Source organism: Kitasatospora sp. NPDC030952 (assembly GCF_055571335.1).
Genome location: NZ_JBVIFM010000002.1, coordinates 37,030 through 63,209, shown reverse-complemented (window position 1 = coordinate 63,209; position 26,180 = coordinate 37,030). Strand labels below are relative to the sequence as shown.

Annotated in this window: 27 protein-coding genes; 17 read left to right on the top strand and 10 right to left on the bottom strand. The window is 73.0% G+C overall.

The features are described from left to right. Positions 1-35: 35 nt before the first annotated feature. Complete coding sequence (locus tag ACZ47G_RS05175) at positions 36-566, top strand: DUF6114 domain-containing protein (RefSeq protein ID WP_465740548.1); 531 nt, start codon at positions 36-38, stop codon at positions 564-566. Positions 567-722: 156 nt separating this feature from the next. Here the strand turns inward: ACZ47G_RS05175 and ACZ47G_RS05170 are convergent, their stop codons facing one another. Continuing rightward, positions 723-1,811, bottom strand: a complete 1,089-nt coding sequence (locus ACZ47G_RS05170; protein WP_465740095.1) for an NAD(P)-dependent alcohol dehydrogenase — start codon at positions 1,809-1,811, stop codon at positions 723-725. 174 nt (positions 1,812-1,985) lie between these two features. On the opposite strand from ACZ47G_RS05170, the gene ACZ47G_RS05165 reads away from it, so the two are divergent. Next, on the top strand, positions 1,986-2,894 hold the full coding sequence (locus ACZ47G_RS05165) for a helix-turn-helix domain-containing protein (protein ID WP_465740094.1): 909 nt from the start codon (positions 1,986-1,988) through the stop codon (positions 2,892-2,894). A 97-nt stretch (positions 2,895-2,991) separates the two neighbouring features. Then, complete coding sequence (locus tag ACZ47G_RS05160) at positions 2,992-3,192, top strand: hypothetical protein (protein ID WP_465740093.1); 201 nt, start codon at positions 2,992-2,994, stop codon at positions 3,190-3,192. Here the strand turns inward: ACZ47G_RS05160 and ACZ47G_RS05155 are convergent. Beyond that, positions 3,189-4,592, bottom strand: a complete 1,404-nt coding sequence (locus ACZ47G_RS05155) for a selenium-binding protein SBP56-related protein (protein WP_465740092.1) — start codon at positions 4,590-4,592, stop codon at positions 3,189-3,191. The genes ACZ47G_RS05160 and ACZ47G_RS05155 overlap by 4 nt on opposite strands. 317 nt (positions 4,593-4,909) lie before the next feature. On the opposite strand from ACZ47G_RS05155, the gene ACZ47G_RS05150 reads away from it, so the two are divergent. Then, complete coding sequence (locus ACZ47G_RS05150; protein WP_465740091.1) at positions 4,910-5,881, top strand: alpha/beta hydrolase; 972 nt, start codon at positions 4,910-4,912, stop codon at positions 5,879-5,881. After that, entirely contained in the window at positions 5,878-6,771 is an 894-nt protein-coding gene (locus tag ACZ47G_RS05145; RefSeq protein ID WP_465740090.1) for a spermidine synthase, read from the top strand. The genes ACZ47G_RS05150 and ACZ47G_RS05145 overlap by 4 nt, the downstream gene beginning before the upstream one ends. Before the next feature lie 54 nt (positions 6,772-6,825). Here ACZ47G_RS05145 and fabV read toward each other — a convergent pair whose 3' ends face one another. Then, complete coding sequence (gene fabV, locus ACZ47G_RS05140; RefSeq protein ID WP_465740089.1) at positions 6,826-8,040, bottom strand: enoyl-[acyl-carrier-protein] reductase FabV; 1,215 nt, start codon at positions 8,038-8,040, stop codon at positions 6,826-6,828. A gap of 257 nt (positions 8,041-8,297) precedes the next feature. On the opposite strand from fabV, the gene ACZ47G_RS05135 reads away from it, so the two are divergent. The 4 genes from ACZ47G_RS05135 (at position 8,298) to ACZ47G_RS05120 (ending at position 11,739) form a co-directional block, all read left to right on the top strand. Further along, positions 8,298-9,119, top strand: coding sequence for a class I SAM-dependent methyltransferase (locus tag ACZ47G_RS05135; protein WP_465740088.1), 822 nt, complete (start codon positions 8,298-8,300; stop codon positions 9,117-9,119). Positions 9,120-9,321: 202 nt separating this feature from the next. Continuing rightward, on the top strand, positions 9,322-9,987 hold the full coding sequence (locus tag ACZ47G_RS05130) for a DedA family protein (RefSeq protein ID WP_465740087.1): 666 nt from the start codon (positions 9,322-9,324) through the stop codon (positions 9,985-9,987). Positions 9,988-10,078: 91 nt separating this feature from the next. Further along, positions 10,079-10,759, top strand: a complete 681-nt coding sequence (locus ACZ47G_RS05125) for an O-methyltransferase (protein ID WP_465740086.1) — start codon at positions 10,079-10,081, stop codon at positions 10,757-10,759. An 80-nt stretch (positions 10,760-10,839) separates the two neighbouring features. Continuing rightward, positions 10,840-11,739: a Gfo/Idh/MocA family protein gene (locus tag ACZ47G_RS05120; RefSeq protein ID WP_465740085.1), complete on the top strand. Its 900-nt coding sequence runs from the start codon at positions 10,840-10,842 to the stop codon at positions 11,737-11,739. Positions 11,740-11,922: 183 nt separating this feature from the next. On the opposite strand, the gene ACZ47G_RS05115 is transcribed toward ACZ47G_RS05120, so the two are convergent. Continuing rightward, positions 11,923-13,032, bottom strand: coding sequence for a hypothetical protein (locus tag ACZ47G_RS05115; protein ID WP_465740084.1), 1,110 nt, complete (start codon positions 13,030-13,032; stop codon positions 11,923-11,925). Between the two features lie 199 nt (positions 13,033-13,231). On the opposite strand from ACZ47G_RS05115, the gene ACZ47G_RS05110 reads away from it, so the two are divergent. Further along, positions 13,232-15,319 (top strand): transglycosylase domain-containing protein, encoded by a 2,088-nt coding sequence (locus ACZ47G_RS05110; protein WP_465740083.1) that lies wholly within the window; start codon positions 13,232-13,234, stop codon positions 15,317-15,319. Between the two features lie 76 nt (positions 15,320-15,395). On the opposite strand, the gene ACZ47G_RS05105 is transcribed toward ACZ47G_RS05110, so the two are convergent. Next, complete coding sequence (locus tag ACZ47G_RS05105) at positions 15,396-16,613, bottom strand: polysaccharide deacetylase family protein (protein WP_465740082.1); 1,218 nt, start codon at positions 16,611-16,613, stop codon at positions 15,396-15,398. Between the two features lie 294 nt (positions 16,614-16,907). Here ACZ47G_RS05105 and ACZ47G_RS05100 point away from each other — a divergent pair, with 294 nt between their 5' ends. Then, positions 16,908-17,444, top strand: a complete 537-nt coding sequence (locus ACZ47G_RS05100; protein ID WP_465740081.1) for a DUF6624 domain-containing protein — start codon at positions 16,908-16,910, stop codon at positions 17,442-17,444. Positions 17,445-17,593: 149 nt separating this feature from the next. Here ACZ47G_RS05100 and ACZ47G_RS05095 read toward each other — a convergent pair whose 3' ends face one another. The 3 genes from ACZ47G_RS05095 to ACZ47G_RS05085 form a co-directional block, all read right to left on the bottom strand. Next, a complete protein-coding gene (locus ACZ47G_RS05095; protein ID WP_465740080.1) occupies positions 17,594-18,523 on the bottom strand; it encodes a trypsin-like serine peptidase in 930 nt (309 codons plus the stop codon). Between the two features lie 100 nt (positions 18,524-18,623). After that, positions 18,624-18,977: a hypothetical protein gene (locus ACZ47G_RS05090; RefSeq protein WP_465740079.1), complete on the bottom strand. Its 354-nt coding sequence runs from the start codon at positions 18,975-18,977 to the stop codon at positions 18,624-18,626. Next, positions 18,974-19,321 (bottom strand): recombinase family protein, encoded by a 348-nt coding sequence (locus ACZ47G_RS05085; protein WP_465740078.1) that lies wholly within the window; start codon positions 19,319-19,321, stop codon positions 18,974-18,976. The genes ACZ47G_RS05090 and ACZ47G_RS05085 overlap by 4 nt, the downstream gene beginning before the upstream one ends. Positions 19,322-19,446: 125 nt before the next feature. Between ACZ47G_RS05085 and ACZ47G_RS05080 the strand changes: the two genes are divergently transcribed. The 5 genes from ACZ47G_RS05080 (at position 19,447) to ACZ47G_RS05060 (ending at position 24,365) form a co-directional block, all read left to right on the top strand. Then, positions 19,447-20,274, top strand: coding sequence for a helix-turn-helix domain-containing protein (locus ACZ47G_RS05080; RefSeq protein WP_465740077.1), 828 nt, complete (start codon positions 19,447-19,449; stop codon positions 20,272-20,274). Further along, positions 20,271-20,480, top strand: a complete 210-nt coding sequence (locus ACZ47G_RS05075; protein WP_465740076.1) for a DUF397 domain-containing protein — start codon at positions 20,271-20,273, stop codon at positions 20,478-20,480. The genes ACZ47G_RS05080 and ACZ47G_RS05075 overlap by 4 nt, the downstream gene beginning before the upstream one ends. A 132-nt stretch (positions 20,481-20,612) precedes the next feature. Next, the gene (locus ACZ47G_RS05070) at positions 20,613-21,641 is read left to right on the top strand and encodes a phosphotransferase family protein (RefSeq protein WP_465740075.1); all 1,029 of its coding nucleotides are present in this window, start codon (positions 20,613-20,615) and stop codon (positions 21,639-21,641) included. 5 nt (positions 21,642-21,646) lie between these two features. After that, entirely contained in the window at positions 21,647-22,858 is a 1,212-nt protein-coding gene (locus ACZ47G_RS05065; RefSeq protein ID WP_465740074.1) for an acyl-CoA dehydrogenase family protein, read from the top strand. 229 nt (positions 22,859-23,087) lie between these two features. Continuing rightward, positions 23,088-24,365, top strand: coding sequence for an alpha/beta hydrolase family protein (locus ACZ47G_RS05060; protein ID WP_465740073.1), 1,278 nt, complete (start codon positions 23,088-23,090; stop codon positions 24,363-24,365). Positions 24,366-24,373: 8 nt separating this feature from the next. Here ACZ47G_RS05060 and ACZ47G_RS05055 read toward each other — a convergent pair whose 3' ends face one another. Further along, positions 24,374-24,946 carry a helix-turn-helix domain-containing protein gene (locus ACZ47G_RS05055; protein ID WP_465740072.1) on the bottom strand — a complete coding sequence of 191 codons (573 nt, stop codon included), beginning with the start codon at positions 24,944-24,946 and terminating at the stop codon, positions 24,374-24,376. Between the two features lie 124 nt (positions 24,947-25,070). Between ACZ47G_RS05055 and ACZ47G_RS05050 the strand changes: the two genes are divergently transcribed. After that, positions 25,071-25,703, top strand: coding sequence for an SAM-dependent methyltransferase (locus tag ACZ47G_RS05050; protein ID WP_465740071.1), 633 nt, complete (start codon positions 25,071-25,073; stop codon positions 25,701-25,703). A 42-nt stretch (positions 25,704-25,745) separates the two neighbouring features. On the opposite strand, the gene ACZ47G_RS05045 is transcribed toward ACZ47G_RS05050, so the two are convergent. Next, on the bottom strand, positions 25,746-26,162 hold the full coding sequence (locus ACZ47G_RS05045) for a winged helix-turn-helix transcriptional regulator (protein WP_465740070.1): 417 nt from the start codon (positions 26,160-26,162) through the stop codon (positions 25,746-25,748). Positions 26,163-26,180: the final 18 nt, after the last annotated feature.

Here is a 26,180-nt window from a genome sequence, read left to right as displayed (position 1 = left end):
GGACCGGCGAGGGCGCCACCGCGCGGACCGAGGAGGTGACGGCCGAGGGGACGGCCGTCACCCCCGCCGCGACGGCCGCCTCCGTCGCCGGCCCCGCCGCCGCTCCCGACGGAGCCGCCGCGACCGCCGCGCCCGCGAGCCCCGCAGGCCCGGCCAAACGCGACTGGCGGGGCAAACGGCCGTTCTGGGGCGGGCTGCTGGTGACGCTCGGCGGTGCCGAGATCCTGTTCACCCTGTGGGCCCCGCTGCCCCTCCTGCTGCACATCTCGCTGGTCGGCCTGGCCGGCTACCTGGTGCCGTCGGTGATGGTGCTGTGCGGCCTGCTGATCCTGTTCAACCCGACCCAGCGGCTGTTCTACTCCATCCTCGCCGTGCTCGCCTCGCTGGGCAGCTGGGTGACCTCCAACCTGGGCGGCTTCCTGATCGGGATGCTGCTCGGGATCGTGGGCGCCTGTCTGACCTTCGGGTGGCTGCCCGACCAGCCGCTGCGCCGCGGGCGGCAGCGCCGGGAGGACCGGCGCGCGGAGCGCCGGGCCGGGGCCGGGGCCAAGACGGCCGGGGCTTGAGGGCCGGGGTCCGAGGGCGGGGGTCTGAGGGCAGGGCTCCGAGGGCAGCGGGTCCGCCGGGAGTCACCGGCGACGCCCCGTGCAACCGGTGGTGGGAGAGCACCGGGCGCGCGGGGCGTTCCGCCTGCCTGCCGTCGGAGGTTCCGCGGGTCGGCGTCAGATGGTCGAGGCGTCGATCACGAAGCGGAACCGGACGTCGCCGTCCAGCACCCGCCGGTACGCCTCGTTGATCTCGTCGGCCCGGATCAGCTCGATCTCGGCGGTGATGCCGTGCTCGCCGCAGAAGTCCAGCATCTCCTGGGTCTCCGGCAGCCCGCCGATCGCCGAACCGGCCAGTGAGCGGCGCCCGATGGCCAGCGGGAACGGATGCAGCGACACCGGCTTCTCCGGCACACCCACCTGCACCATGGTGCCGTCGACGCGCAGCAGACCGATGTAGGCGGTCAGATCGAGGTCGGCGGAGACCGTGTTGACGATCAGGTCGAAGCTGCTCGCCAGCTCCTCGAAGGTCGCCGGGTCGGAGGTCGCCCGGTAGTGGTCCGCGCCGAGCCGCAGTCCGTCCTCGCGCTTGCGCGGAGACTGGCTGAGCACGGTGACCTCCGCGCCCATCGCGTGGGCCAGCTGCACGCCCATGTGGCCGAGCCCTCCCAGGCCCACGATCGCGACCTTCTTGCCCGGGCCGGCGCCCCAGTGCGCCAGCGGCGAGTACAGCGTGATGCCCGCGCAGAGCAGCGGTGCGGCGGCGTCCAGCGGCAGCGCGTCCGGGATGCGCAGCGCGTACGCCTCGTCGACCACCAGCTCCGCGGCGTAGCCGCCGTAGGTGGGCCGGCCGTCCTTGCCGGTGGCGTTGTAGGTGAAGACCATGCCGCCCTCGCCGGTGCAGTACTGCTGGAGCCCGGCCCGGCAGTTGTCGCACTCGCGGCAGGAGTCGACGAAGCAGCCGACCCCGACCCGGTCGCCGACCCGCCACCGGGTGACGGCCGGGCCGACCTCGCTCACCACGCCCGCGATCTCGTGGCCCGGGACCATCGGGAAGATGCCGTCGCCCCAGTCCTCGCCGACCTGGTGGATGTCGGAGTGGCAGATGCCGCAGTAGTGGATGTCGATCACGATGTCGTGCGCGCCGACGGCCCGGGTGGTGACGGTGGTCTTCGCCAGCGGGGCCTTGGGCCGCTGGGCGGCGTAGGCGGCGACGGTGCGGGTCGCGGTGCTCTGCGTGGTGCTCTGTGTCGTCTCGTTCGTCATGCCCACCAGGCTGCTGCGGGGCGGCGGGCCCAACCAGATCCGAGCTCGTCGTACGAAGGCGGAGCGTACGAGCCCCAGGCGTAGGGAAACGGGACGTACGACCGCCCAACCTACGCACGGCAGTATCACCCACGCCCGCCCCCGGGCCACTCACCCCGCCCGCATACTGCAGTCATGGACCAGCGCACCGAACTCATCGAGTTCCTCCGATCCCGCCGCGCCCGGCTGCGGCCCGAGGACGTGGGCCTGCCGGAGGGCACCACCCGCCGGCGGGTGCCCGGACTGCGCCGCGAGGAGCTGGCCCAGCTCGCCGGAGTCAGCACCGCCTACTACACCCGGCTCGAACAGGGCCACGGCGAGAGCGTCTCCGCGGCCGTCCTGGACGCCATCGCCCGGGTGCTCCGCCTCGGCCCCGCCGAGCGCGACCACCTCGGCCGGCTCACCGAGCCCGCCCGCCGCCGCCCCGGCCGCGCCGCGAGCGCCCGCCCGCAGCGGGTGCGGCCCGCGCTGCAGCAGCTGCTGGACTCTATGGAGGGCGTGCCCGCGTACGTGCTCGGCCGACGGCTGGACATCATCGGCTGGAACCGGCTCGGCACCGCCCTGCTCGGCGACTTCGCGGTGATGCCGCCCGAGCAGCGCAACATGGCCTGGCACGTCTTCCTCGACCCCGCCGCTCGGGCGCTCTTCGAGGAGTGGGAGACCAAGGCCAGCGATGTCGTCGGCCTGCTGCGCCTGGACGCCGGACGCTACCCGGACGACCCGGGGCTCGCCTCGCTGGTCGGCGAACTCTCCGTCAAGAGCGAGGACTTCCGCCGCCTCTGGGCCACCTACCGGATCCAGGACAAGGGCCACGGCACCAAGCGGCTGCACCACCCGGTGGTCGGCCCGCTCAGCCTCCAGTACGAGACGCTCCGCCCGGCCGGGGACAGCGACCAGGTGCTGGTCGCCTACCATGCCGAACCGGGCTCCGCGTCCGCCGAGTCCCTGCGGCTGCTGGCGAGTTGGGACGCCACCGAGCGCCGGGCGGAGGGCGCTGAGGAGGCCGGGCAGGCCGGGCACGCGGCTTCCGAGCAGAGCCGGTAGCCGGGTTCGCCGGGCGCACCTGTTCGTCGGCGCGCGCGACAGCGCCGACCTCTACGACTGGCAGGCGCTCGGCGAACTATCCCTGCACAAGGCCTGGTTGTCGCTCACCCCGGTCACGGCCGGCCGGCTCGCCGACGTCGTCGCGGGCGCCGGGGACTGGCGCGAGTACCTGGCCTGCGTCAGCGGGCCGGCCGGGATGGTCGCCTCGGTGCGTGCCCAACTGCTGGCGGTGGGGCTGCCGTTGGACCAAAGGCGGTTCGACCGGACGGGGCTGAGTCCCATCGAGGGCCTGCCCTAGCGGTAGCAGTAGGAGTCCGAGGAGGCGTCCCCGCCCGCCAGATGGGTCTGGTGGACGCGCAGGCCCCGGAACTCCGCGCCGTGCGGGAAGAACCGCTCGTCGATGCTCAGTCCGCCGGCCACCGGGTCGGCGTCCAGCTTGACCAGCCAGGGCTCGATGCCGTCCGGGTAGAACTGGTCGTCCCAGGCGCCGTAGAGGGAGTTGGTGAGGTAGAGCCGCCGCCCGTCCCGGCTGATCTCCACCATCTGCGGCGCCCCGCTCAACGGCCGCCCCGGCTCGGCCGGGTGCGGTGTCCGGGCGGCGACCCCGCCCAGGCGGACGGAGGAGGCCGGCCGGGGGTGGAACGGGTCCGAGACGTCGTACTGGAACAACTCGCCGGTGCCCCAGGCCGAGACGTACAGCCAGCGGTCGTCCACCGACAGGTTGATGTCGGTGACCAGCGGCGGGACGGCACCGAACGGCCTTAGTGCGGGCGGCAGTTGATCGGCGGTGGCCGGTTCGGCGGGGATCTCGATCACCTTGCGGGCGGTGAACGCCGGGCCCTCCCGGTACCAGAGCCAGACCGAGGAGGAGAGGTCCTCCACGTTCACCACCACCCCGGCGAAGCCCCACTCCGCCTGCGGGTCGTGCGCCGGGCGCAGCTCCAGCACCATCTGGTACTGGTCCCCGAGGTCGACCCGCTGGAGGTGCCGGCCGGTGCCCAGCTCCCAGAAGTGCAGCGCGTGTCCGTACTTGCGGGCGAGCAGCTGCTCCGGCAGTACTCCGTCCTCGACCATCCACGGGGTGCCCCACTCGCTGGTCACCCCGACGTCCGTCCCGAGGTGCCACCAGACGTCGTACGCGAAGTGCTGCGGCCCGCGCTCCGTCTCCCAGGGGCGCAGCACCTCGAAGGTGGTGTGGTCCAGCAGCGCCACCCCGCCGGGCCCGTCGTCGCCGTCGCCGGAGCCGAGGCAGGACAGGAAGACCCCCTCCGGGCCGCAGTGCAGGGTGTGCGGCCGCGAGTAACCCGACTTCGCCGCCAGCTCCTTGGCCTCGACCGTCTTCACCAGCCGGGGACGGACCGGGTCCGGCCGGGTGTCCATCACGTGCAGTCGGGAGGACCGCAGCCCCGGCAGCAGCAGGAACCGCCGCTCCGGGTTCTCGTGGCAGGCGTGCGCCAGGGCGCTGGAGCAGGCGTTCCATCCGAAGTGGTGCAACTCGTCGCCCGGCGTCGGCAGTTCGGCGAAGTTCAGCACCTTCCCGTAGCTCGCCGAGGCCGGATCGGTGTCCACGGTGAGCAGGGCGTCCGGCCGCCGGGCCGACCGGTCGAACCCGGCCACGTAGGCCAGCTTCTCCGGCGGCGCCGCGATCGCCTCGGCGGCCGAACGGTACAGGGATGGATCGATATGCCCGTGCTGCATGCAAACTCCCCAACTCGCCGTCTCTGTCCGGGAAGCGTTCCACACGACCACCGGCGCACAGGAGGCGCACGAGAAGCGGTCGGGAGGCGCGGACGGCTACCCCGGCGGGGTACGCGACGGCGCCGCGACGGACGGCCCGCCCACCGCGCGGACGAGGAGGGCGGGGGCGCTGCCGGAGGCCCTCGCCGGGCCCCGGAGGGCGGCGGCACCCCGCCGCCGCGCGGGGTGGGCCTACCGGCCGGTATGGTCGGGGCGGAAACGGGTGGACACCTGCCGAGCAGGGGCAGGCGGAGCAGAGGGAACGGGTGCGGCGGCAGATGGAGTTTCGGGAAGACATCCTGGGTGCCCCCTACGAGGCGGCCGAGCTGACGCTGCGGCCCGACGACGAGGGGGCGGTCTGCGCGACGCTCGTGCGGCGGCTGGTGCCGGGCTCGGAGCGGGCGGTGCTGTACGTCCACGGGTACAACGACTACTTCTTCCAGACCAACCTGGCCGACCACTTCGCCGCGCTCGGGTTCTCCTTCTACGCCCTGGACCTGCGCAAGTACGGCCGCTCGCTGCGCCCGCACCAGTCGCCGAACTTCATCCGCGACCTCGCCGAGTACGACGAGGAGATCGACGAGGCGGTGCGGATCATCCGGGAGGTGGACGGCCACCGGCAGCTGCTGCTGAACGGGCACTCCACCGGTGGGCTGGTGGGCGCGCTGTGGGCGGGGCGCCGGGCCGGGCGCGGGCTGGTGGACGGCCTGTTCCTGAACAGTCCGTTCCTGTCGATGCCGGCCGGGGCGGCCGTGCGCACCGCCGGCGGGCCGGTGGTGACGGCGCTCGGGCGGGCGAAGCCGACCCGGATCCTGCCCTCCTCGCTCAACCCGCACTACACCCACAGCCTGCACAAGGACCACAAGGGCGAGTGGGACTTCGACCTCAGGCTCAAGCCCGCCGAGGGCTTCCCGCTGTACGCGGGCTGGCTGGCCGCGATCCACCAGGGGCACCGGCGGCTGCGGCACGGCCTGGGGATCGACGTGCCGGTGCTGCTGATGGCCTCGACCAGGTCCGTCTCCACCACCAAGTGGCACAACGCCCTGCACCACGCGGACGGGGTGCTGCGCGCCGACGACATCGCCGCGCAGGGGCCCCGGCTGGGCCGGCACGTGACGGTGGTCCGGATCGAGGGCGGGATGCACGACCTGGTGCTGTCCGGCGAGAAGGCCCGTACCGAGGTGTTCGCCGAGCTGGACCGCTGGCTCGCGGCCCACCTGGACGTCCGCCCGGTGGGGGAGCCCGCGTGACGGACGAGCCGGTGCCGGGGCCGGATGACCGGGTTCCGGGGGCGGACGAGCCGGTCCCGGTCGGCCGGCGCACCGACCTCGGCTTCGCCAAGCTGATGCCGGACATCGACCGCGACGGCGGCTGGCTGCTCACCCTGGACGGCACCCCGCAGTCCTACGTCGACCTCGCCGACCCGACGCACCTGGAGTTCGAGTACACCCGCCGGCTCGGCCACCTGGCCGATGTCCTCGCCCCGCCCGGCCGTCCGCTGGACGCGCTGCACCTGGGCGGCGGCGCGCTCACCCTGCCCCGCTACCTGGCCGCGACCCGGCCCGGTTCGCGGCAGCGGGTCGTGGAGGTGGACGGGCCGCTGCTCGACCTGGTCGCCGAGCAACTGCCCTGGCAGGGCCCCGGCGCGGACATCACCGCGACGGTGGGCGACGCCAGGGCGGCGCTGGCCGCCACCCCGGCCGGCTCCCAGGACCTGGTGATCGCGGACGTCTTCCACGGCTCCCGCACCCCCGCGCACCTCACCTCGGTGGAGTTCCTGCGGCTGGCCGCCGCCGCGCTGCGCCCGGGCGGCTGCTACGCGGCCAACCTGGCGGACGGCCCGCCGCTGGCCTTCGCCCGGGCCCAGGCGGCGACGGTGGCGGCGGTGTTCCCGTACGTCTGCCTGGTGGCGGAGGCCCCGGTGCTGCGCGGGCGCCGGTACGGCAACATCCTGCTGGCCGGCTCCACGGCGCCGCTGCCGGCGGCGGAGCTGAGCCGGCTGCTGGCGGGCGACATCTTCCCGGCCCGGCTCACCGACGGCGAGGAACTGGCCGCGCTGGTCGGCCGGGCGGCCCCGGTCACCGACGCGGACGCCACCGACTCCCCGCCGCCGCCGGACGGCGCCTTCAGCATCGGCTGACGCCCGGGCGACAGCCCGGGCGTCGCGACGCCGCCCACCATGTGCCGGTCGGTCTCAGGAGGCAGGGCTGGGCCAGGGGACGTCGGTGGCCACCGGGGCGGTGTAGTCGACGCCCGGGACGGCGAAGCCGTAGAGGCGCTGGACCTCGGCGTGGAACCAGTCGAGGTCGGCGAGGTCGGCCACGGTGTCGGTGGTGGCGGCCGCCCAGCGTTCGGCGACGGCGGCCTGGACGCCGTCGGCGAGTTCCCAGCCGTCCAGGCGGACCCGGCCCTCGTCGTCCAGGACGAGCGGGGCGGCGCCGGTGAGCTGGTCCCACAGGGCGGCGAGCTGGTGCACCGGCGGGACCATGCCCGCGCCGAGGACGCCGCGCAGCAGCCCGGTGTACAGGGCGATGCCGGGGACGGCGGTCGAGGACTGGGTGACGGCGGCGCCGTTGACGGAGGTGACGGCCCGTCCGCCCAGCGTCTGGCCGAGCCGCTCGTCCAGGGTGCGGGCGGTGGCCTCCAGGTGGGCCTTGGCCGCGCCGATGGTGCCCTGGCGGTAGATCGCCGCCGTCAGCGGGGAGCCGATGTACGAGAGCGCGGCGGTGGTGAAGCCCTCGCCGAGCAGTCCCCGCCCCGCCAGGTGGTCGATCCAGCGCTCCCAGTCCGTCCCGCCCATCACGGCCACGGTCTGCTCGATGTCGTCGCCCTCGGCCGGTGAGGTCTCGACCTCGCGCACCTCGGGACGGCCCTGGTCGTCGAAGACCAGCGTCCTGGTGCGGTTGGTCCGGCCGATCGGCTTGAGGACGGAGGCGTACGTGGTGCCGGTGTCGGGGTCGATGCGCCGGGGCGCGGCCACCGAGTAGACCAGGTGGTCCAGCCGGCCGCCGAACCGGTGCTCGATCAGGTCGGCGACCTGCTCCTTCATCGCGTCGGAGAACGCGTCCCCGTTGAGGAGGACCAGGTCCCGCCCGGCGGCGCGGGCGAGTTCGGCGGTGGCGGCGGTGCGGTACCAGCCGGCCGTGCCGGTGCGGCGCCCGGTGGGGGCCTTCTCGAAGGAGACCAGCACGCCGCGGATGCCGGCCCGCTTGAGCCCGGCGACGGCCGCGGCCAGGCCGTACCCGGCCGAGGAGCCGATGATCAGGGCCACCGGCCCTTCGCCGTCCGGCAGTTCGGCCGGGTCCGGGCAGTCCCGCCACATGTCGGCCACCAGCCGCTCGCAGCCCGCCGGGTGGGAGTCGAGGAAGAGGAATCCCCGGTTGCGGGGGACGATGACGCGCTCGCTCACAGTGGCAGTCCTTGGGTCGGCTGAAGAGTGCGGACGCGACGACCGGCCGGGCCGCCGCGTGCTGCCAGTCTGGGACAGCGCCGGGCAGGGCAGCGGCACCCACCGGGCACAACGATCACGAGTGGATCTTGGAGTGTTCCGCCACTGACGCCGGCACTGGCAGCAGGCGGCGCGTCGCCGGAGAAGGGGATGCGGGGCGGGTGCCAGAATCGGCGGGTTCATGCCCGAGCGTGGTGCACGTCCGAAGGAGTGAGCGAATGAGCGGTGGCGGGGAACGGCCGGAGTTGGGGCAGGTGCCGGAGACGGCGCTGTGGACCCTGTGGCACCGGGCGCTGGAGGCGAGGCGGCCGGACACGGTGCTGCACGACCCGGTGGCGGTCGAGCTGGTGGAGCGGATCGACTTCCCGTTCGCCGAGCGGTTCGGTCAGGCGCCGCTGGTGAGCCAGTTGCAGGCGCTGCGGGCGGGCTGCTTCGACCGCGAGGTGGCGGACTTCCTGGACCGGCACCCGCGCGCCACGGTGGTCGGGCTCGGGGACGGCCTGGAGACCCAGGCCTGGCGGGTGGACAACGGCCGGGCCGACTGGCTGTCGGTGGACCTGCCCGAGATGGCCCGGCTGCGCGAGCGGCTGCTGCCCCCGGACGACCGGCGCCGCATCCTGTCCTGCTCCGCCACCGATCTGCGCTGGGCGGACGAGGTCGACCCGGACCCGGACCGCGGGGTGCTGATCACCACCGAGGGGCTGCTGATGTACCTGCGGCCGACCGAGGTCCGGGAGCTGATCGCCGCCTGCGCCGAACGCTTCCCCGGCGGTGCGATGGTGCTCGACGCCGTCCCGCGCTGGGCCGCCCGCCGGGCCGTCCAGGGCAAGCTGCGGTACCGCCACTACCAGGCGCCCCCGATGCCCTTCGGCATGGACGCGAACGAGCTCGGCAAACTGGCGCAGGCGCACCCGGCGGTCACCGACGTACGCGAGGTCTACCCCGAGGGCGGGCGCGGCCTGCTGCGGGCGCTGCTGCCGCTCGGACAGTGGATCAAGCAGCGTCCGTCCGTCGTCGCCCTGCGTTTTACCCAATCTTGAAGAAAGGCCGGTCGGCCTGGAACTATTGGCGCGGGAGCGTACGTCGTAACGACGGGTGATCGGCCGGGGGGACAGGCCGCCCGGCACGTTAGGCTGCGCCCCGGGGACGCGGCCCGGGTGCCGCCATCGGACGACCGCCGGGACGGGAGTGCGGCTCCACGGGGAGCCGGCCCCGCCCCGACCTGCCACGGAGGTACTGGCCTTGCACATCGACGCCTGGATCGAGAGCGTCCCACCGACCGCGGTGTACGCCCTGATCGGCCTGATCATCGGGATCGAGTCCCTGGGCATCCCGCTGCCCGGTGAGATCGCGCTGGTCACGGCGTCCCTGATGGCCGTCAAGGGGGCGGTGAGCCCGTGGGGGATCGCGCTCTGCGCGATCGCGGGCGCGATCATCGGCGACTCGATCGGCTACTCGATCGGCCGCAAGGGGGGCAAGCCGCTCTTCGAGAAGCTGGGGCGGAAGTTCCCCAAGCACTTCGGGCCCTCCCACCTGGCCACCGCCGAGCGCTCGTTTCAGAAGTGGGGCATGTGGGCGGTCTTCTTCGGCCGCTTCATCGCCCTGCTGCGCATCTTCGCCGGTCCGCTGGCGGGCGCCCTGAAGATGCCGTACTGGAAGTTCCTGATCGCCAACGTGCTGGGCGGCGTGGTCTGGGCCGGCGGCACCACGCTGCTGGTCTACAAGGTGGGCAAGGCCATCGAGCCGTGGCTGTCCCGGTTCTCCTGGGCGGGTCTGGCCGCGGCCGTGGTGATCGGCGCGACCTCGGCCTGGGTGATGAAGCGCCGGGCCGCCAAGACCCACGCGAAGATCGAGGCGGAGGAGGCGGCCAAGGCCGCCGCGGCCGCCAACGCCACCGTCGCGGAGTGACGGAGCGTAACCGGTAGTCGCCCCGGCGTCGTCGGGCCCCCGGAGTAGCATTCGGCCGAAAGCTGCCGATCTTGCACCACTGGAGGGCCCGATGACCCAGCCGAACCAGCAGGCGACCTGGAACGCGGTGGACGCCTACTTCTCCGACCAGCTGGTCGGGCACGACCCGGTGCTGGAGGCCGCCACGGCCGACGCCGACGCCGCCGGGCTGCCGAACATCGCGGTCGCCCCCAACCAGGGCAAGCTGCTGCACCTGCTGGCGCTGACCCAGGGGGCGCGCCGGATCCTGGAGGTCGGCACCCTCGGCGGCTACAGCACCATCTGGCTGGCCCGGGCCCTCCCCGCGGACGGCACCCTGATCTCGCTGGAGATCGATCCCGCGCACGCGGACGTGGCGCGCGGCAACCTGGCCCGCGCCGGGCTGGAGAAGGTCGCCGAGGTGCGGACCGGCCGGGCCGCCGACTCGCTGGCGGCGCTGGTCGAGCAGGGCGAGCTCCCCTTCGACCTGGTGTTCATCGACGCCGACAAGCCGAGCAACCCCGAGTACTTCCGCCGGGCGCTCCAGCTGACCCGGCCGGGCTCGCTGATCATCGTCGACAACGTGGTGCGCGGCGGCGCGGTCGCCGACGCGGCCTCCACCGACCCGGCGGTGCTGGGCACCCGCGCCCTGCACGAGCTGATCGCCGCCGAGCCGAGGGTCAGCGCGACGTCCGTGCAGACCGTCGGCAGCAAGGGCTACGACGGCTTCACCCTGGCCCGCGTCCAGGGCTGACCCACCCCGGCCCGTCCGGTGGATCCTGCCGGGCGCGCCCCAGAAGAGCCGGGCGCGCCCCGGAGGAACGGAGAGACGACGTGCGGATCGGACTGCTGGGCACCGGCACCTGGGCGGAGCGGGTGCACGCACCCGTCCTGGCCGAGCACCCCGGGCTGGAGTTCACCGGCGTCTGGGGCCGCCGGGCGGAGGCGGCCGAGGCGCTCGGCGCCGCGCACGGCGTGCCCGGGTACGGCGACCTCGACCGGCTGCTGGCCGAGGTCGACGCCGTCTCCGTCGCGCTGCCGCCGTCCGTCCAGGCCGGGCTGGCGGTACGGGCCGCCGAGGCCGGCTGCCACCTGCTGCTGGACAAGCCGGTCGCGTTCACCGTGCCGGACGCCCGCGCGGTGGCCGGGGCCGTCCGCGAGCACGGCGTCGCCTCGGTGGTGTTCTTCACCGTCCGCTTCGGCGGCGAGCAGATCCCGTGGATCGAGCGGCAGGCCGGGCTCGGCGGCTGGTTCACCGGCCGCTCCGACTGGCTCGGCTCGGTGTTCGCGCCGGGCAGCACCAGCCCGTACGCGGCCTCGCCCTGGCGCCGGGACAAGGGCGCGCTGTGGGACGTCGGCCCGCACGCGCTGTCCGTGCTGCTGCCGGTGCTGGGCGACGCCGTCCAGGTCACGGCGGTCGCCGGGCCGCAGGACACGGTGCACCTGGTGCTGCGGCACGCCGGCGGCGCCTCCAGCACCCTCGCCCTCAGCCTGACCGCCCCGCGGGCCGGCGGCGGGGTCGCGATGGAGCTGCGCGGCGAGCACGGGGTGGTCCAGCTGCCCGAGCGCGGCGAGGGCCCGACCGTCGCCCTGCACCGGGCGGTGGACGCCCTGCTGGCCTCCGCCGCCTCGGGCGAGGCGCACCCCTGCGGGGCGGACTTCGGGCTGCGGGTGGTGGAGGTCCTGGCCGCGGCGGAGCACTCGCTGGCGCACGGCGGGCCGGTGGCGGTGTGAGGTCCCGGTCCGAGATCGAGGTCTGAGCGCGAGGTCCGAGGTCGAGGTCTGAGGTCGAGGTCTGAGCGTGAGGTCCGAGCGCGAGGTCCGAGCGTGAGGGAGGACGCGGGGCGGGCACCGATGTGCCCGCGACGTGCCCGCCCCGCGCCCGTCCGCCAGATGCCGAACGGCGGCGCGTAGCGGTCAGCCCGGCGGCAGGCCGGGCCGGGTGGCCTCCGGGCGGCGGTCGGTGGGGCGGGCCGGGGGGATGACCGGGGCGCGGAAGTCGCGCGGGCCGGTCCACAGGGCCGGGACGGAGTCGCTGCGGCGGGCCAGCTCGTACGCCAGGGCCTCGTAGTTGACCCGCCAGCCGCGGAAGTGCCGCCAGGCGTCCTCGACCGGGCGCTCGCGCGGGAAGCCGGCCGCGGTGATCATCGCGACGGCGCCCAGGTACTCGGCGTAGGTGAGGCGGATCGGGGTCTCCGGGTCCGGGTCGGCGTCGAAGTCGATGCGCAGCGCGCGGCCGATGTCGCGCATCGCGGTGAAGCCGGCCCGGACCACCAGCCGGGCCTCGGGCGGGGCCGAGCGCGGGCAGAGGGCCAGGTGGAGGGCGGCGGCGTCCATCACCGCGATCAGGCCGACCACCCAGCTGCGGTTGGGCTGCGGGGAGCGGAAGGCCAGCAGCACCGGGTAGTTGGAGTGGCTCTCGCCGATGTCGGCGGCCAGCCGCTCCCAGTCGCGGTAGAGCTGGGGGAGGGCGGTCTCGGTGTCCACCAGGGACTGCCGGGCGAGCAGCTCGGGGCCCCAGGCGGGCTCACCGGCCCGGGACTGCAACAGCGTCACCTCGGTCTCGCGCCGCTGGTAGGCGGCGTACAGGGTGGGCAGGTAGGCGATCTGCAGGGCGATCACCAGCGGGCCGCTGGCGGCGGCCAGGAAGTCGATCGCGGACAGCTGGAGCCGCTCGCCGCTCGCGTACCCGAGGGTGAACAGGCTGGACCCGGCCTCCCGGATGGCCACCGACCAGCTGAGGTCCGAGGTGCCGTGCAGCAGCAGGGTGTAGGCGAGCAGCATCCCGCTGAGCCACACCCCGAGCATGCCGAGCAGCACCAGCGGCGCCAGCCAGGTCAGCGCGCGGTCCTGCGCGCGGTAGGTGCCGAACGGCGTGGCCCACAGCCGCAGGGCGGTGCGCAGCCCAGACCAGAGCCGGAACACCAGGGCCGAGTAGAGGCCGCGCGGGACGACCAGGGTGCGCAGGATGCTGCCGATGACGAGCAGGAGCAGCAGCACGCCGAGCACGGTGTGGATCAACCTCATGGCGCCATTGTGGCGGCAGGCCGCAGGCGGTGCGGGCCGGACCACAGGTCGGACGCCGCCGTGCCCGGGCCTGGAGCGGCCCGCGATCGGGTTCCCCTTCCCGCTATGAGCATGATCACACCGGTTTCGCGCGGCCAAAGGACGCCCGGTACGGCGTCTAGGTGAGTGGAGGGGGTCGCCCCAGGAGATCGGAGACCGGATGCGCGCACAGCGGGGTGGGGACGCCGAGGAACAGCAGGGCGGGGAACAGCGGGGCGAGGAGCAGCAGGGCGGGGAACAGCGGGGCGAGGAACAGCGGGGCCGGGACGCCGGGGAGGAGAAGGCCGGACGCCGGCGATGGCGTCCGTTGCGGCGGATCGACTATCCGCGCGGCAGCCGGCGCGGGGTCCGGCGCTGGCTGCCGTCCTGGCGGCAGCTGCTGCTGACGACCGGGCTGCTGACGGTGGCGCTGAGCGGGCTGTCGGCCTGGTTCTTCGTCACCACCAAGGTCCCGGAGGACCTCAACGCCTTCGCCACCCAGCAGAACAACGTCTACTTCTGGGCGGACGGCACCGAGATGGCCCGGATCGGCGAGACCAACCGGCAGGAGGTGCCGCTGGACCAGGTGCCGGAGTCGGTGCGCTGGGCGGTGCTGTCGGCCGAGAACGAGACCTTCTACTCCGACCCGGGGATCTCCGTCACCGGCATCGGCCGCGCGATCTACACGATGGCCGCCGGCGGCGACACCCAGGGCGGCTCCACCATCACCCAGCAGTACGTCAAGAACAACTACCTGAACCAGCGCCAGGACGTCTCCCGCAAGCTCAGCGAGATGGTCATCGCGATCAAGCTGGACCACCGGATGAGCAAGCAGGACATCCTGGCCGGCTACCTGAACACCAGCTGGTTCGGGCGCGGCAGTTACGGCATCGAGCGCGCCGCGGCGGCCTACTACGGCAAGGACGTCTCGGAGCTGAACCCGAGCGAAGGGGCCTTCCTGGCGGCCCTGTTGAAGGGCGCCGGGCAGTACGACCCGGCCCTGAGCCCCGAGAACCACCAGCGGGCCGAGGAGCGGTGGTCCTGGATCCTGGACCGGATGGTGGACACCGGAAAGCTCTCCGCCGCCGAGCGCGCCAAGTACACCGTCTTCCCGGAGCCGAGGACGCCCCCCAAGGCGGCCGGGATGAGCGGACAGGTCGGCTACCTGGTGGACCTCGCCCGGAGCTACGTGGAGAGCCACAGCGACATCTCCCCGGCCCAGTTCGACCTCGGCGGCTACCAGATCCGCACCACCTTCGAGAAGCCCAGGGTCACCGCCCTGGCCGCGGCGGTGCAGGAGGCCACCAAGGGACTCGACCCGGACGGGCGCGAGGCCGACAAGCTGGTCAAGGTCGGCGCCGCCTCGGTGGCCCTCGACGGCCGGATCGTCGCGCTCTACGGCGGCCCCGACTACCGCAAGCAGGGCTTCGACAACGCCAACACCTCGACGGTACCGATGGGTTCGGCCTTCACCCCGCTGGTGTACGCCGCCGGACTCAGCCAGGGCGTGCAACACCAGCGCGGCGGCCCCCGCACCCCGGTGACGCCCGGCACCACCTACGACGGCGACAACGGGGTCAACGTGCAGACCCCGGAGGGCCCGTACTGGGGGCGGGACGGGAAGATCGTGAAGACCGCCAACGACGGCAAGCGCAACTGGGGCCCGGTCAGCCTGCGCGGCGCGATCGAACAGTCCGTCAACGGGCCGATGATGCAACTCGGCATGGACGTCGGCCTGGACAAGGTGCAGCAGACCGCGGCCGCCCTCGGCCTGCTCCCCGACAGCATGGGCGAGCTGGTGCCCGCCTTCGGCACGGGCAACTCCACACCCAGCGCCATCCGCGCCGCCGACGCCTACGCCGTCTTCGCGGCCGGCGGCAGCCACACCGACCCGTACTCGGTGCTGGGCGTCACCCGCAACGGCGTCGCGGTCGACCTGCGACTGCCGACCGCCGTCCGGGCCCTGCCCGCGGCGGTGGCGGCGGACGTGGACACGGCGCTCAAGGGCGCGGTCCGCGGTGGCAGCGCCCAGTCCCTGGCGGCGGCCGGCCCCGGCCTGGCGGCCAAGCCCGGGACCACCCCGGACCGTACCGCCGGCTGGACCATCGGCTACAACGGGCAGCTGTCGACGGCGGTCACCGTCTTCCGGGCCGACCTCAAGGACATGAAGCTGCTCTCGCTGGAGGGGGTCGGCGGGGCGGCGCCGGACACCCCGGACTCCGAACTGCCGGGCCGGATCTGGGCGTCGTTCATGAAGGCGGCCGGGTAGCGGCCGGCCCGCCGGGGTGTTCACCGGCCCCGGGCGGCTGGGGGATCGTCCCCGCGGCCGCCCGGGGGCGTGGGCGTCACCTGGGCAGGCGGGACCAGTCGCCCGGCTGGCCCGGGTCGAGTTGGCGCAGGCTGTTGAGGACCTTCGGGTCCTGGGCGTCCAGCCAGTCGGCGACCTGGCGGAAGGAGACGCAGCGGACGCCGTCCCGGTGGCAGACGTCCTTCACCACGTCCGCCACGGCGTCCATGTAGATGCCGCCGTTCCAGTCCTCGAAGTGGTTCCCGATGAACAGCGGGGCGCGGCTGCCGTTGTAGGCCCGGTTGAAGCCGGCCAGGTAGCTGTCCCGGGCCTCCTTCTCCCACTCGTCGTACTTCTTCGGATCGCCCTTGGTGGAATTGCCGGACTGGCCGGCGAGGAAGTTGAAGTCCATCGACAGGCCCTGGGTGGACTTGGCCGGGAAGGGCAGCATCTGGAGCGGAAAGTTCCAGATGCCGTCCTTCTTCGTCGGCCAGACCTGGAACTCCCCCGGGGAGCTGGCGTCGTAGCGGAACCCGGCCGCCTTCTCCGCCTGGAGGAGGTTCTTCTGCCCCTCCAGACAGGGCGCCCGTCCGCCGACCAGCTCCTTGGTGTAGTCGAAGGGCAGCGGCGGGAGGTTCTTGTAGCCGGTGTTGGTCTTCCAGTTGGTGACGAAGGAGACCGACTGGTCCAGCTCGCTCTTCCACTCCTCGGTGCTCCACTCACCGCCGCCCTTCGCCCCGCAGAAGTGGCCGTTGAAGTGGGTGCCGATCTCGTTGCCGTCCAGCCAGGCCAGCCGCAACTGCTCCAGGGTGTCCTTGATGTGGGCGTCGGTCGCGTAGTCGATGGACGCGGCGCCCGGGTCGTGCTGGGGCGGGTGGTAGAGGCTCCGCTTCGACTTGGGGAGGGTGTAGAGGCCGGTCAGGAAGTACGTCATCTGGGCGTTGTTGTCCGCGCCCAGCTTGCGGAACCGGGAGAACAGGTGGTCGTCGCCCTCCAGGGCGCCGTCCCAGGAGAAGACCACGAACTGCGGTGGCTGCTCACCCGGTTTGAGCTTCTCCGGCTTGGGCTGCTTGGGCTGCGGGCCGGTGTAGGAGGTCGAACCGTCGCCGATCACCTTGACCTGGCCGTCCCAGGTCGGCGTCGCGCTCGGCTCGGGCGCGGGGGCTGCGGCGGTGGGGTCGGGCTCCGGCGTCGTCGGGTCGGGGGCGGCGGCGTTCGGTCTGCCCTCCGAGAACGAGTCCCCCGTGGTCAGCGTGAGGGACGCGACGACCCCCATGGCCAACAGGACGGCTGCGCCTCGAGCAGTCCGCACGTAATCCCCTTCGCTCAGCCGACAGTTCGATCATTCGATCAACAGGGCACTCATGTGATCGATGACGTGAGGGGCGGGAAAGGTTGCTCGGATCGCCCAAGAGATTTTCGAGCGGTGCGGCCCCGGCTTTGCGGACAGATCAAGTCTCCCAGGAATCCGGGGTTGGTGTCGCCGTCCTCGGGAAGGAGATTTTGTCGTGGTTTGCCCGCCTAGGGTTACGGATGACCAGCGACAACCCCGATCTGACACGGAGTAGGAATGGCACCCGACGCCTCGGACGCCCCCGACGCCTTGAACGCACTCGCCGCAGAACTCACCGCGATGGCGGCAGCGGACCACCAGGCCACCCACCGGGCCAACAGCGAGGACCCGGCCGAACAACTCGCCTGGCGCCGCCTCACCACCCGCCACGCGGACCGCCTCGGCGCCATCATGGACACCCACGGCTGGCCCACCGCCGACCGGGTCGGCGAGGACGCCGCCCGAGCAGCCTGGCTGATCGCCCAGCACGCCGACCGCCAACTCGACGTCCAGCGAAGGGCGTTGGGACTGATGGAACAGGCGGTGGCCGCGGGCGGCGCCAGCCCGCGCGACCTCGCCTTCCTGCGCGACCGCACCCTGGTCAACGCCGGCGAGCCGCAGATCTACGGCACCCAGATCGCCGGAGTGAAGGACGGAGCCCCCGTCCCGTGGCCCTGCGAGGACCCGGAGCGGATGGACGCCCGCCGCGCCGAGGTCGGCATCCCGTCCTTCGCCGACTACATCGCCCAGTTCGCGCCGCCGGCCGGCCACTGATCGCGCGCGGACCGGCCCAAGCGCGACCGTGCCGGTGGCGGCCGGCAGCGAACGGCTGTGACCGGCGCCGGGAAAGGAGGGAATCGGCTGCACGTCGGTCGCAGCCGAGGGCGGCCCGTTGCGGGCCGCCCTCGGAGGTGCGGTTCGGGTCAGGGCTTGGCGGCGGCGGGTGGGGCGCCGGTGGTGGCGGCCTGGTAGAGGGTGCGGACGGCGGCGGTGAAGGGGGCGCTGTAGGAGACCTGCGGGGTGTTGCCGCCGGTGTGGTAGCCGCCGATGAGGCCGATCACGGCCCAGCCGCCGAACCACGGGATGAGCATCGGGCCGCCAGAGGTGCCGCCGGTGAAGCCGTCGCAGGCGATGCGTTCGAAGGTGCCCGGGTCGGCGGGGTCGTCGCTGGGCCACGTGGTCGTCCAGCTGAGGCACTCCACCGGCTTCTGGGCGCCGCCCGGGTAGCCGACCATCCGGACCGGGGCGTGGACGTACCCCGTGTCGGTGAGGAGCCGGACGGCGCCGACCGCGTCTTCGAGGGCTTGGCCGTCCTGGTTGGGCCCGGTCACGGCGAAGCCGAAGTCGTAGGCGGCGCTCGCGTGTTCGCCCCGGTCGTAGTACTCCTGGGCGAGGTAGACGCCGTTCTCCTCGACCGGGAAGATACCGAACGGCTTGAGCCCGTCGTGGTACTGGGGGACGAAGCCCAGGTGCCGCCTGGGGGAGGTGCCGGCGTAGCCCTTGAGGCAGTGGCCCGCGCTCAGGACCAGGTTGTGGTCCGGGCTGTGGACGACGGAGGCGCTGCAGGTGCGGCCGGTGCCGGTGGCGTCGGTCCAGAAGAAGGCGCCGGCCTGGGGGATGCCGTCGAAGCTCCTGCTCGGGGGGATGTACTCGTCGGGGCGCGGGCCGTCGGCCGTGGGTTGGGCGGCCTTGGTGTCCAGGGGGACGGCGGCGGCCATGCGGGCGGGGGACCAGTAGGCGCTGAGCTGTGCGGCGGCGGTGGCGGTGGGTGGAGCGGTGGCGGCGGCGGCCGGGGCGAGCCCGGCGGTGGAGAGGAGGACGGCGGCGATGGCTGTGGCGATCCTGGACGCCATGGGTGGTCCCTTCTGGCTGGGTGAGACGGTCGTCGATGTGGGCCCCCGCACAGTGTGGGGTGCCCACGATCGGAGCCCGGCTCACCCTGACGGGGGCCAGTCAGCTGATGGCGCGTCGGAACGCTTCGGCGTCCTCGGGGCTGAAGAAGCGCCGGATGCGGGCGGAGGAGCCGGGAGCGCGGAGGTACTCGTGCCGGTCGGGGTCCCAGAGGCCCCAGGAGTCGAGTTGGAGGAAGTGGGGGCTGGAGGCGTCGATCAGGCGGACCTCGTACGGGGTGGGGGTGTTGGTGCGGACCCAGACTTGCGCCTGGGCGTACGAGTAGAAGCGGAGCGGCTCGTCGGCCGGGGGGAGGGCCTTGACGAGATCGGTGGTCTCGCGGTCGCGGACGACCCAGGCCTGGTAGTAGGTGCCGCGCGGGGCGTCGGCGGGGACGATGGCGTAGCGGTCGGTCATCGGCGGGTCGCCACCTGGATGAAGCCGGCGGCCTTCTCGACGCGCTCGGCGAACTCGTTGAACTCGCCCTCGATGGGGGAGATGGTCGCCTTGCTGGGGACGAGGATCGCGCCGGCCTGACGGTCGAGGATCTGGCGCAGCGCGGCCTGGAGCATCGGGCGGTGCTCGGGGCCCCGGACGTCGACCTCGTCATCCACGACGATGAGGGAGATGTCCCAGTTGAAGGTGCGGGCGTAGGCCTCGCACTGGCCCAACTCGCGCTCGGGGAAGGCGGAGTCGGGCTTGGCCAGGTAGGTGACCACCTGGAAGTTGCGGGTGGGGGTGCAGGAGGTGTTGGGGGGCATGACCATCTCCGTGGTTGCACATCGCAATCGATGCATTACTTGGTGTAGCCATGATGGCGTGGATGACGTTACGATCTCCAGGCCTCAACCTTCACAGTCCTGTCGATTCACAGGGAGGGGAAGTGATGGAGTCCCTCGAAGATGATCCGTCGTCATCTCCGGCGATCCGTTTCGGAAATGAACTCCGCAGGCTGCGGCGCTCCAGGGGATGGTCTCAGGCGGAACTAGGTCGACGCATGGGCTACAGTCATGGCCTCGTGTCGTACGTCGAACGGGCTAAGAAGCCTGTGACTCTTAAATTCGCGGTGGCGGCAGACCGGGTGTTCGACACGGGTGGGGTCTTCAAGGAGCTGTGGCGCAGGATCTCGAACGCCAGCCTGCTGGAGGGGTTCGCCGAGTTCGTGGATGCGGAGGCGCGCTGTAGGAAGTTGCGCACCTTCGAGTTGGGGGTAGTTCCTGGGCTGTTGCAGACCCTGGACTATGCCGCTGCCCTGGAAAACGGGAACGTCCGGCGTGGTGGTATCACACAGGCCCAGGCTGATGGGCGAGTTGACTTCCTGGCTGGGCGGCAGAGGCTCCTGGAGAAGGATCGGCCGCCCGTGATCCATGCCGTGCTCGACGAGAGTTGCCTCCTTCGAACGGTGGGTGGCCCGGAAGTCATGCGGGCGCAGTTGGATCACCTACTGGCGCTGGCCGAGCGGCCGAACATCACGGTCCAGGTGGCGCCGTTCCGCCTGGGCGAGCAGCGGCCGTTTCTCTTGCCGGTTGTGCTGTTGACGCTGCCCGACCGGTCCGTGGTGGGCTACGCGGAATCTCATGCGCGGGGCCATCTGGAACGGGGGCGCGAGAGCGTTGCGGCTTGGGAAGAGGACTACGATCACCTGAAGGTGGAGTCGTTGGACACGGCGGCTTCGCTCGCCATGATCCGCGCTGTTCGGAAGGAACTTCAATGACGGCCCATGACCTGGCCGGCGCTCGGTGGGTGAAGAGTCGCCACAGCGGCAACGGCGGTAACTGTGTCGAGGTGGCCCCCGGACTTGCCGACGTGATGCCCGTCCGCGACTCGAAGGACCCCGAGGGACCCGTGCTCGTCTTCCAGGGCGCGGCTTGGACGTCCTTCATTGCCGCGACCGTCTCCGGCGAGTTCGGCGACGTCTGATCTCCTCATTCCCCATCCCGCGAGCCCCTGGACCGACCGGTCCAGGGGCTCGCGGCATTGACACAGCCCCTCCTCCGTTGAATGCTAAGCAAGCGCTTAGTCAATGATCCGCTTTCCCCGAGGAGCCGCTCGATGGCCGAGACCCCCGCTGACCCGCCCGGACTGGATCTGGCCCGTCTCCGCTCCCACCTGGACGCGGAACTCCCCGGCCTCCTCCACGGGCCGCTGCGGGCCGACCTCATCGAGGGGGGCCGCTCGAACCTCACGTACGTCCTTACGGACGGCCGCTCCCGCTGGGTCCTCCGCCGCCCGCCGCTCGGGCACGTCCTGGCCACCGCGCACGACATGGGCCGCGAGCACCGGGTGATGTCTTCCCTCCGGGACACCGACGTCCCCGTCCCCGAGATGCTCCTGATCGACCACGGCACCGACGTCCTCGGCGCCCCCTGGTACCTCATGGAGCACGTGGACGGCGTCGCCCACCGCTCCCGCAAGGCCCTCCTCACCCTGGGCGAGGATCGCGTCACCGCCCTCGGCCGCCGCCTGGTCGAGACCCTCGCCGCCCTGCACAGGATCGACCCCGCCACCGTCGGCCTGGCCGACTTCGGCCGCCCCGACGGCTACCTGGAGCGCCAGCTGCGCCGCTGGTCCACCCAGTTGGAGAACTCCCGCAGCCGCGACCTCCCCGACCTCGACCGGCTGCACGCCCTCCTCGCCGAGCGCCTCCCCACCTCCCCGGCCCCCGCTCTCGTCCACGGCGACTACCGCCTCGACAACGTCCTCGTCGACGACACCGACGCCATCACCGCCGTCCTCGACTGGGAGATGTCCACCCTCGGTGACCCGCTCACGGACATCGGCCTCCTCGTGATGTACACCGAACTCGCCGGAGTCGGCGGCGGCATCATCCCCTCCGCGATGACCGCCCCCGGCTTCCCCAAGGCCGACGAGATCGTCTCGTACTACGCCCGACTGACCGGCCGCCAGGCCGCCGACCTGGACTGGTACGTGGCCTTCGCCTCGTACAAACTCGCCGCAGTCGCCGAGGGCATCCACTTCCGCTTCCAGCAGGGCCGCACCCTGGGCGCCGGTTTCGAGCGCGCCGGTGAGATGGCCCCGATCCTCGCCCGGCACGGCCTGAGCACCCTCAAGGAGGGCTAAGAACCATGGACTTCGCGTACGACGCCCGGACGAACGAGCTCCGCGAGCAACTGCTCGCCTTCATGGCCGAGCACGTCCACCCCGCCGAGGCCACTCTCGCCCAGCAGCTCGCCGACCCGGCCCGCGAGCCGTGGAGCGTCCCGCCGGTGGTCGCCGACCTCCAGGCGGAGGCCCGCAAGCAGGGCCTGTGGAACCTGTTCATTCCCGGGGAGCACGGCGCCGGCCTCACCAATCTCCAGTACGCCCCGCTCGCCGAGATCACCGGCCGCAGCATCCAGTTGGCCCCGCCCGCCCTGAACTGCGCCGCCCCCGACACCGGGAACATGGAACTCCTCGCCCAGTTCGGCAGCGCCGAGCAGAAGGAGCGCTGGCTGCGCCCCCTGCTCGACGCCGAGATCCGCTCCGCGTTCGCGATGACCGAGCCGGAGGTGGCCTCCTCGGACGCGACCAACATCGCCACCCGGATCGAGCGGGACGGCGACCAGTACCTGATCAACGGCCGCAAGTGGTACATCACCGGGGCGATGAACCCGGACTGCAAGCTGTTCATCGTGATGGGCAAGACCGATCCGGACGCCGCCCCGCACCGCCAGCAGAGCATGGTGATCGTGCCGCGCGACACCCCGGGCGTCACCGTCAAGCGCGGTATGACGGTCTTCGGCTACGACGACGCCGACCACGGCGGCCACGCCGAGGTGCTGTTCGAGGACGTCCGCGTCCCGGTCGAGAACCTGATCGGCGAGGAGGGCGGCGGCTTCGCCATCGCCCAGGCCCGGCTGGGGCCCGGCCGGATCCACCACTGCATGCGGGCGATCGGCCTCGCCGAGCGGGCGCTGGAGCTGATGTGCCGCCGGGCGAACGAGCGGGTGGCCTTCGGCCGTCCGCTGGCCGAGCAGGGCGTGGTGCAGGACTGGATCGCCGAATCCCGGGTCCGCATCGAGCAGTTGAGGCTGCTGGTGCTCAAGACGGCCTGGCTGATGGACACCGTCGGCAACCGGGGTGCGCACACCGAGATCCAGGCCATCAAGATCGCCACGCCGCGCACGGTGGAGTGGATCCTCGACAAGGCCGTCCAGGCGCACGGCGCGGCCGGGGTCAGCCAGGACACCCCGCTCGCCCAACTGTGGGCCGGCAACCGCACCTTGCGGCTCGCCGACGGGCCGGACGAGGTGCACAAGCGCTCGCTGGCCCGGCGGGAGCTCAAGCAGTACCGCTGATCCCCGCGCTCACCGTGAACGTCGGCCCCACCGGCCACGTGTGTGGACCAGCACGAACCGGGCGTGCACCAGGTCGAACGTCCCCGGCTCCGGGGCGGCTCCCCGAGGACCCGGCACCGTAAGGGTGATACCCGGGTACTCAGGGGGAGTTGGCTCCCGGGTATGACGGCCCAGCCCCCGCCCCGCCCGTAGCGTCTCCTCCGTAACCGATCAGGACGAGGAGACAGCGATGGGCAGGCGGGGACGGGCCGTGGCGGCGGCACTGCTGGCGGGGACGGCGATGTTGGGCGTGGTCGGCGCACCGGGGGCGGTGGCGGCGCCGGCCGACGGCGGCGGGCAGCGGCAGGCCAGGGCATGGCTGCCGCAGCCCACCGGGCCGTACCCGATCGGCACGACATCCCTCCAGCTCACGGACGACGGCAGGGACGACCCCTGGAAGCCCGGGCAGCACCGCAAGCTGATGATCAGCCTCTGGTACCCGACCACCCGGCCCGCCACCGGCGACGACCGCGCGCCGTACATGCTCCCCGCCGCCGCCGACCAGTTCGGCAGCGCCGGGAGCGTCGGCCAGAGCAACAACGGCTTCGAACCCGGCCGCACCGACTGGGCGGGCATCCGCACCCACGCCCGCGCCGACGCGCCCGCCCTGCCGGGCGGCAAGCGGCCCGTCGTGCTGTACGAGGCGGGCCTCGGCGACCCGCGCACCTGGGGCACCGGCCTGGTGGAGGACCTCGCCTCGCGCGGCTACGTCGTCGTCACCGTCGACCACACCTACGAGGCCTCCGAGGTCGCCTTCCCCGACGGGGACCTCGCCACCTCCGTCTTCCCCGCGCTGATGACCCAGCCCGACCTGGACATCGGCGCCCTGCTGCGCAAGATGCTGCAGAGCCGGGTCGACGACACCCGCTTCGTCCTGGACCAGCTCTCCGGGCTGCGCCGCGACCGGCAGCTGCCGGCCGGCCTCGCCGCCTCCCTCGACCTCGACCGGATCGGCATGGTCGGCCACTCCGGGGGCGGCTCCGCGGCCCTCCAGACCATGCACGACGACCCGCGCCTCAAGGTCGGCGTCAACCTCGACGGCCAGCTGCACTTCCCCGGCCCGGACGGCCGGACCGGCGTCTTCCTGCCCAGCGTCGCCGAGGACGGCCTGACCCGGCCCTTCCTGCTGATGGGCACCCAGAACCCCGACTCCGGCAGCTACCACCAGCAGCCCGGCTGGGACGCCCTGTGGCAGCACAGCACCGGCTGGCACGCCGACGTGACCCTCACCGGCTCCCGGCACGGCTCCTACACCGACGCGCAGTCCCTGCTGCCCCAACTCGCCCGGCAGGGCGCGATCAGCGGGACGCAGCTGACCGACGACGTCGGTGACGTCCGCCCGGACCGCGCGGTGTCGGCCACCCGCTCGTACGTCGCCTCGTTCCTCGACCGCTGGCTGCGCGGCCACGACGACCACCTGCTGGACGGGCCCTCGGCGCGCTTCCCGGAGATGACCTACGAGCGGTAGCGGCGGGATCAGGGCGTGCGGGCCCGGAGGTGGGCCCGCTCGCCCTGGTGGCCGAAGAGGACGAGGAGTTCGACCGTCCGCTCGCCGTCCGGGCCGAGCCAGTGCGGCACATGGGTGTCGAACTCGGCGGCCTCGCCCGCCCGGAGGACCAGGCTCTGGTCGCCCAGCAGCAGCCGCAGCCGGCCGGAGAGCACATAGACCCACTCGAAGCCCTCATGGGTCTTCAACTCCGGCTCGGTGCCCGGCCGGGGCGGGATCAGCAGCTTGTGGGCCTGGACGCCGCCGGGGTGGCTGAGCGGCACGTACGTCATGCCGTCCCGGACCACCGGGCGCAGGTGGATGCGAGGGTCCCCGGTGCGGGGCGCGCCGACCAGGTCGTCCAGGGGGACGGCGTGCACCTCGGCGAGCGGCAGCAGCAGCTCCAGGGTGGGCTTGCGGGTGCCGCCCTCCAGCCGGGAGAGGGTGCTCTCGTTGATGCCGGTCCGTTCGGCGAGGTCCGCCAGGGTCATCCCGCGCCGGCGGCGCAGCTCGCGCAGCCGGGGGCCGACGGCGGCCAGGACGTCCTTCTTCGCGTGGTCCATGCCGCTCAGGTTGCCGAAACGGCATGGGGCGTTGCAAGCCCGGCAGGGCGCGCGGCACCGTCGGTGGCAACCGGGCCGGCGCGCGATGCCGGCCGCGAACCCGTCGCCTGACGAAAGGCCCCCGATGCACACCGAGAGCGACCCCGCGACCTTCTGGGAGAACCACTACGCCGGCCTGGAGGCCGAGTGGGGCACCCGGCCCAACGCCGTCCTGGCGGAGCTGGTCACCGCCCTCGCGCCCGAGCCCGGCACGGCGCTGGACCTCGGCTGCGGGCACGGCGGCGACGCGCTCTGGCTGGCCGGCCTCGGCTGGGACGTCACCGCCGTCGACATCGCCCGCACCGCGCTGGACCGGGTCGCCGACCGCGCCCGGGCCGAGGGGGTGGCCGCGCTGGTCCACCCCGTCCGCCACGACCTGGCGCGGAGCTTTCCCGAGGGCGCCTTCGACCTGGTCGGCGCGAGCTACCTCCACACGCCCGCCGAGCTCCCCCGGGCCGCCGTACTGCGCCGCGCCGCGGCGGCGGTGGCGCCGGGCGGGCTGCTGATCATCGTGAACCACGCCTCGCTGGCCCCCTGGTCCTGGCAGGCCGGGCAGGACGTGCGCTTCCCGACCCCCGAGGAGGCCCTCGCCGAGCTGCGGCTCGGCGCCGGCTGGCACACCGAGCGCTGCCACGCGCCGCAGCGCACCGCCACCGGCCCCGAGGGGCGGAGCGCGACCGTCACCGACAACGTCATCGCGGTGCGGCGGACGGCCTGAGGCACGCGGTCGTGCCTCGGCGGCCGCCGGGCGGGCGTCGGCTCAGCGGATCTCGGAGCCCGGGTTGGCCTCGTCCCACTGCTGTCGGGAGGCCACGATCGCGTCGTGGTGGGAGTAGGACCAGTCGACCATCGCCCGCACCAGGTGGGTGAGGCTGTGCCCGAGGGGCGTCAGCTCGTACTCCACCTGGGGCGGGACGGTCGGGTGGACGGTGCGGGAGACCAGGCCGTCGCGCTCCAGCCGGCGCACCGTCAGGGTCAGCATCCGCTGCGAGATGCCCGGCAGGGCGCGTTGCAGTTCGCGGAACCGCCGTACGCCCTGGGCGAGTTCGACCACGGCCAGCACGGACCACTTGTCGCCGAGCCGGTTCAGCAGGTCGCGGATCCCGCAGTCCACGTCGTCCTCGCACCAGACGACCGGGCGGGGGGCGGTGGTTACCGCGGTGTGCCCTACTGACATGGAAGTGCCTCCTTACGC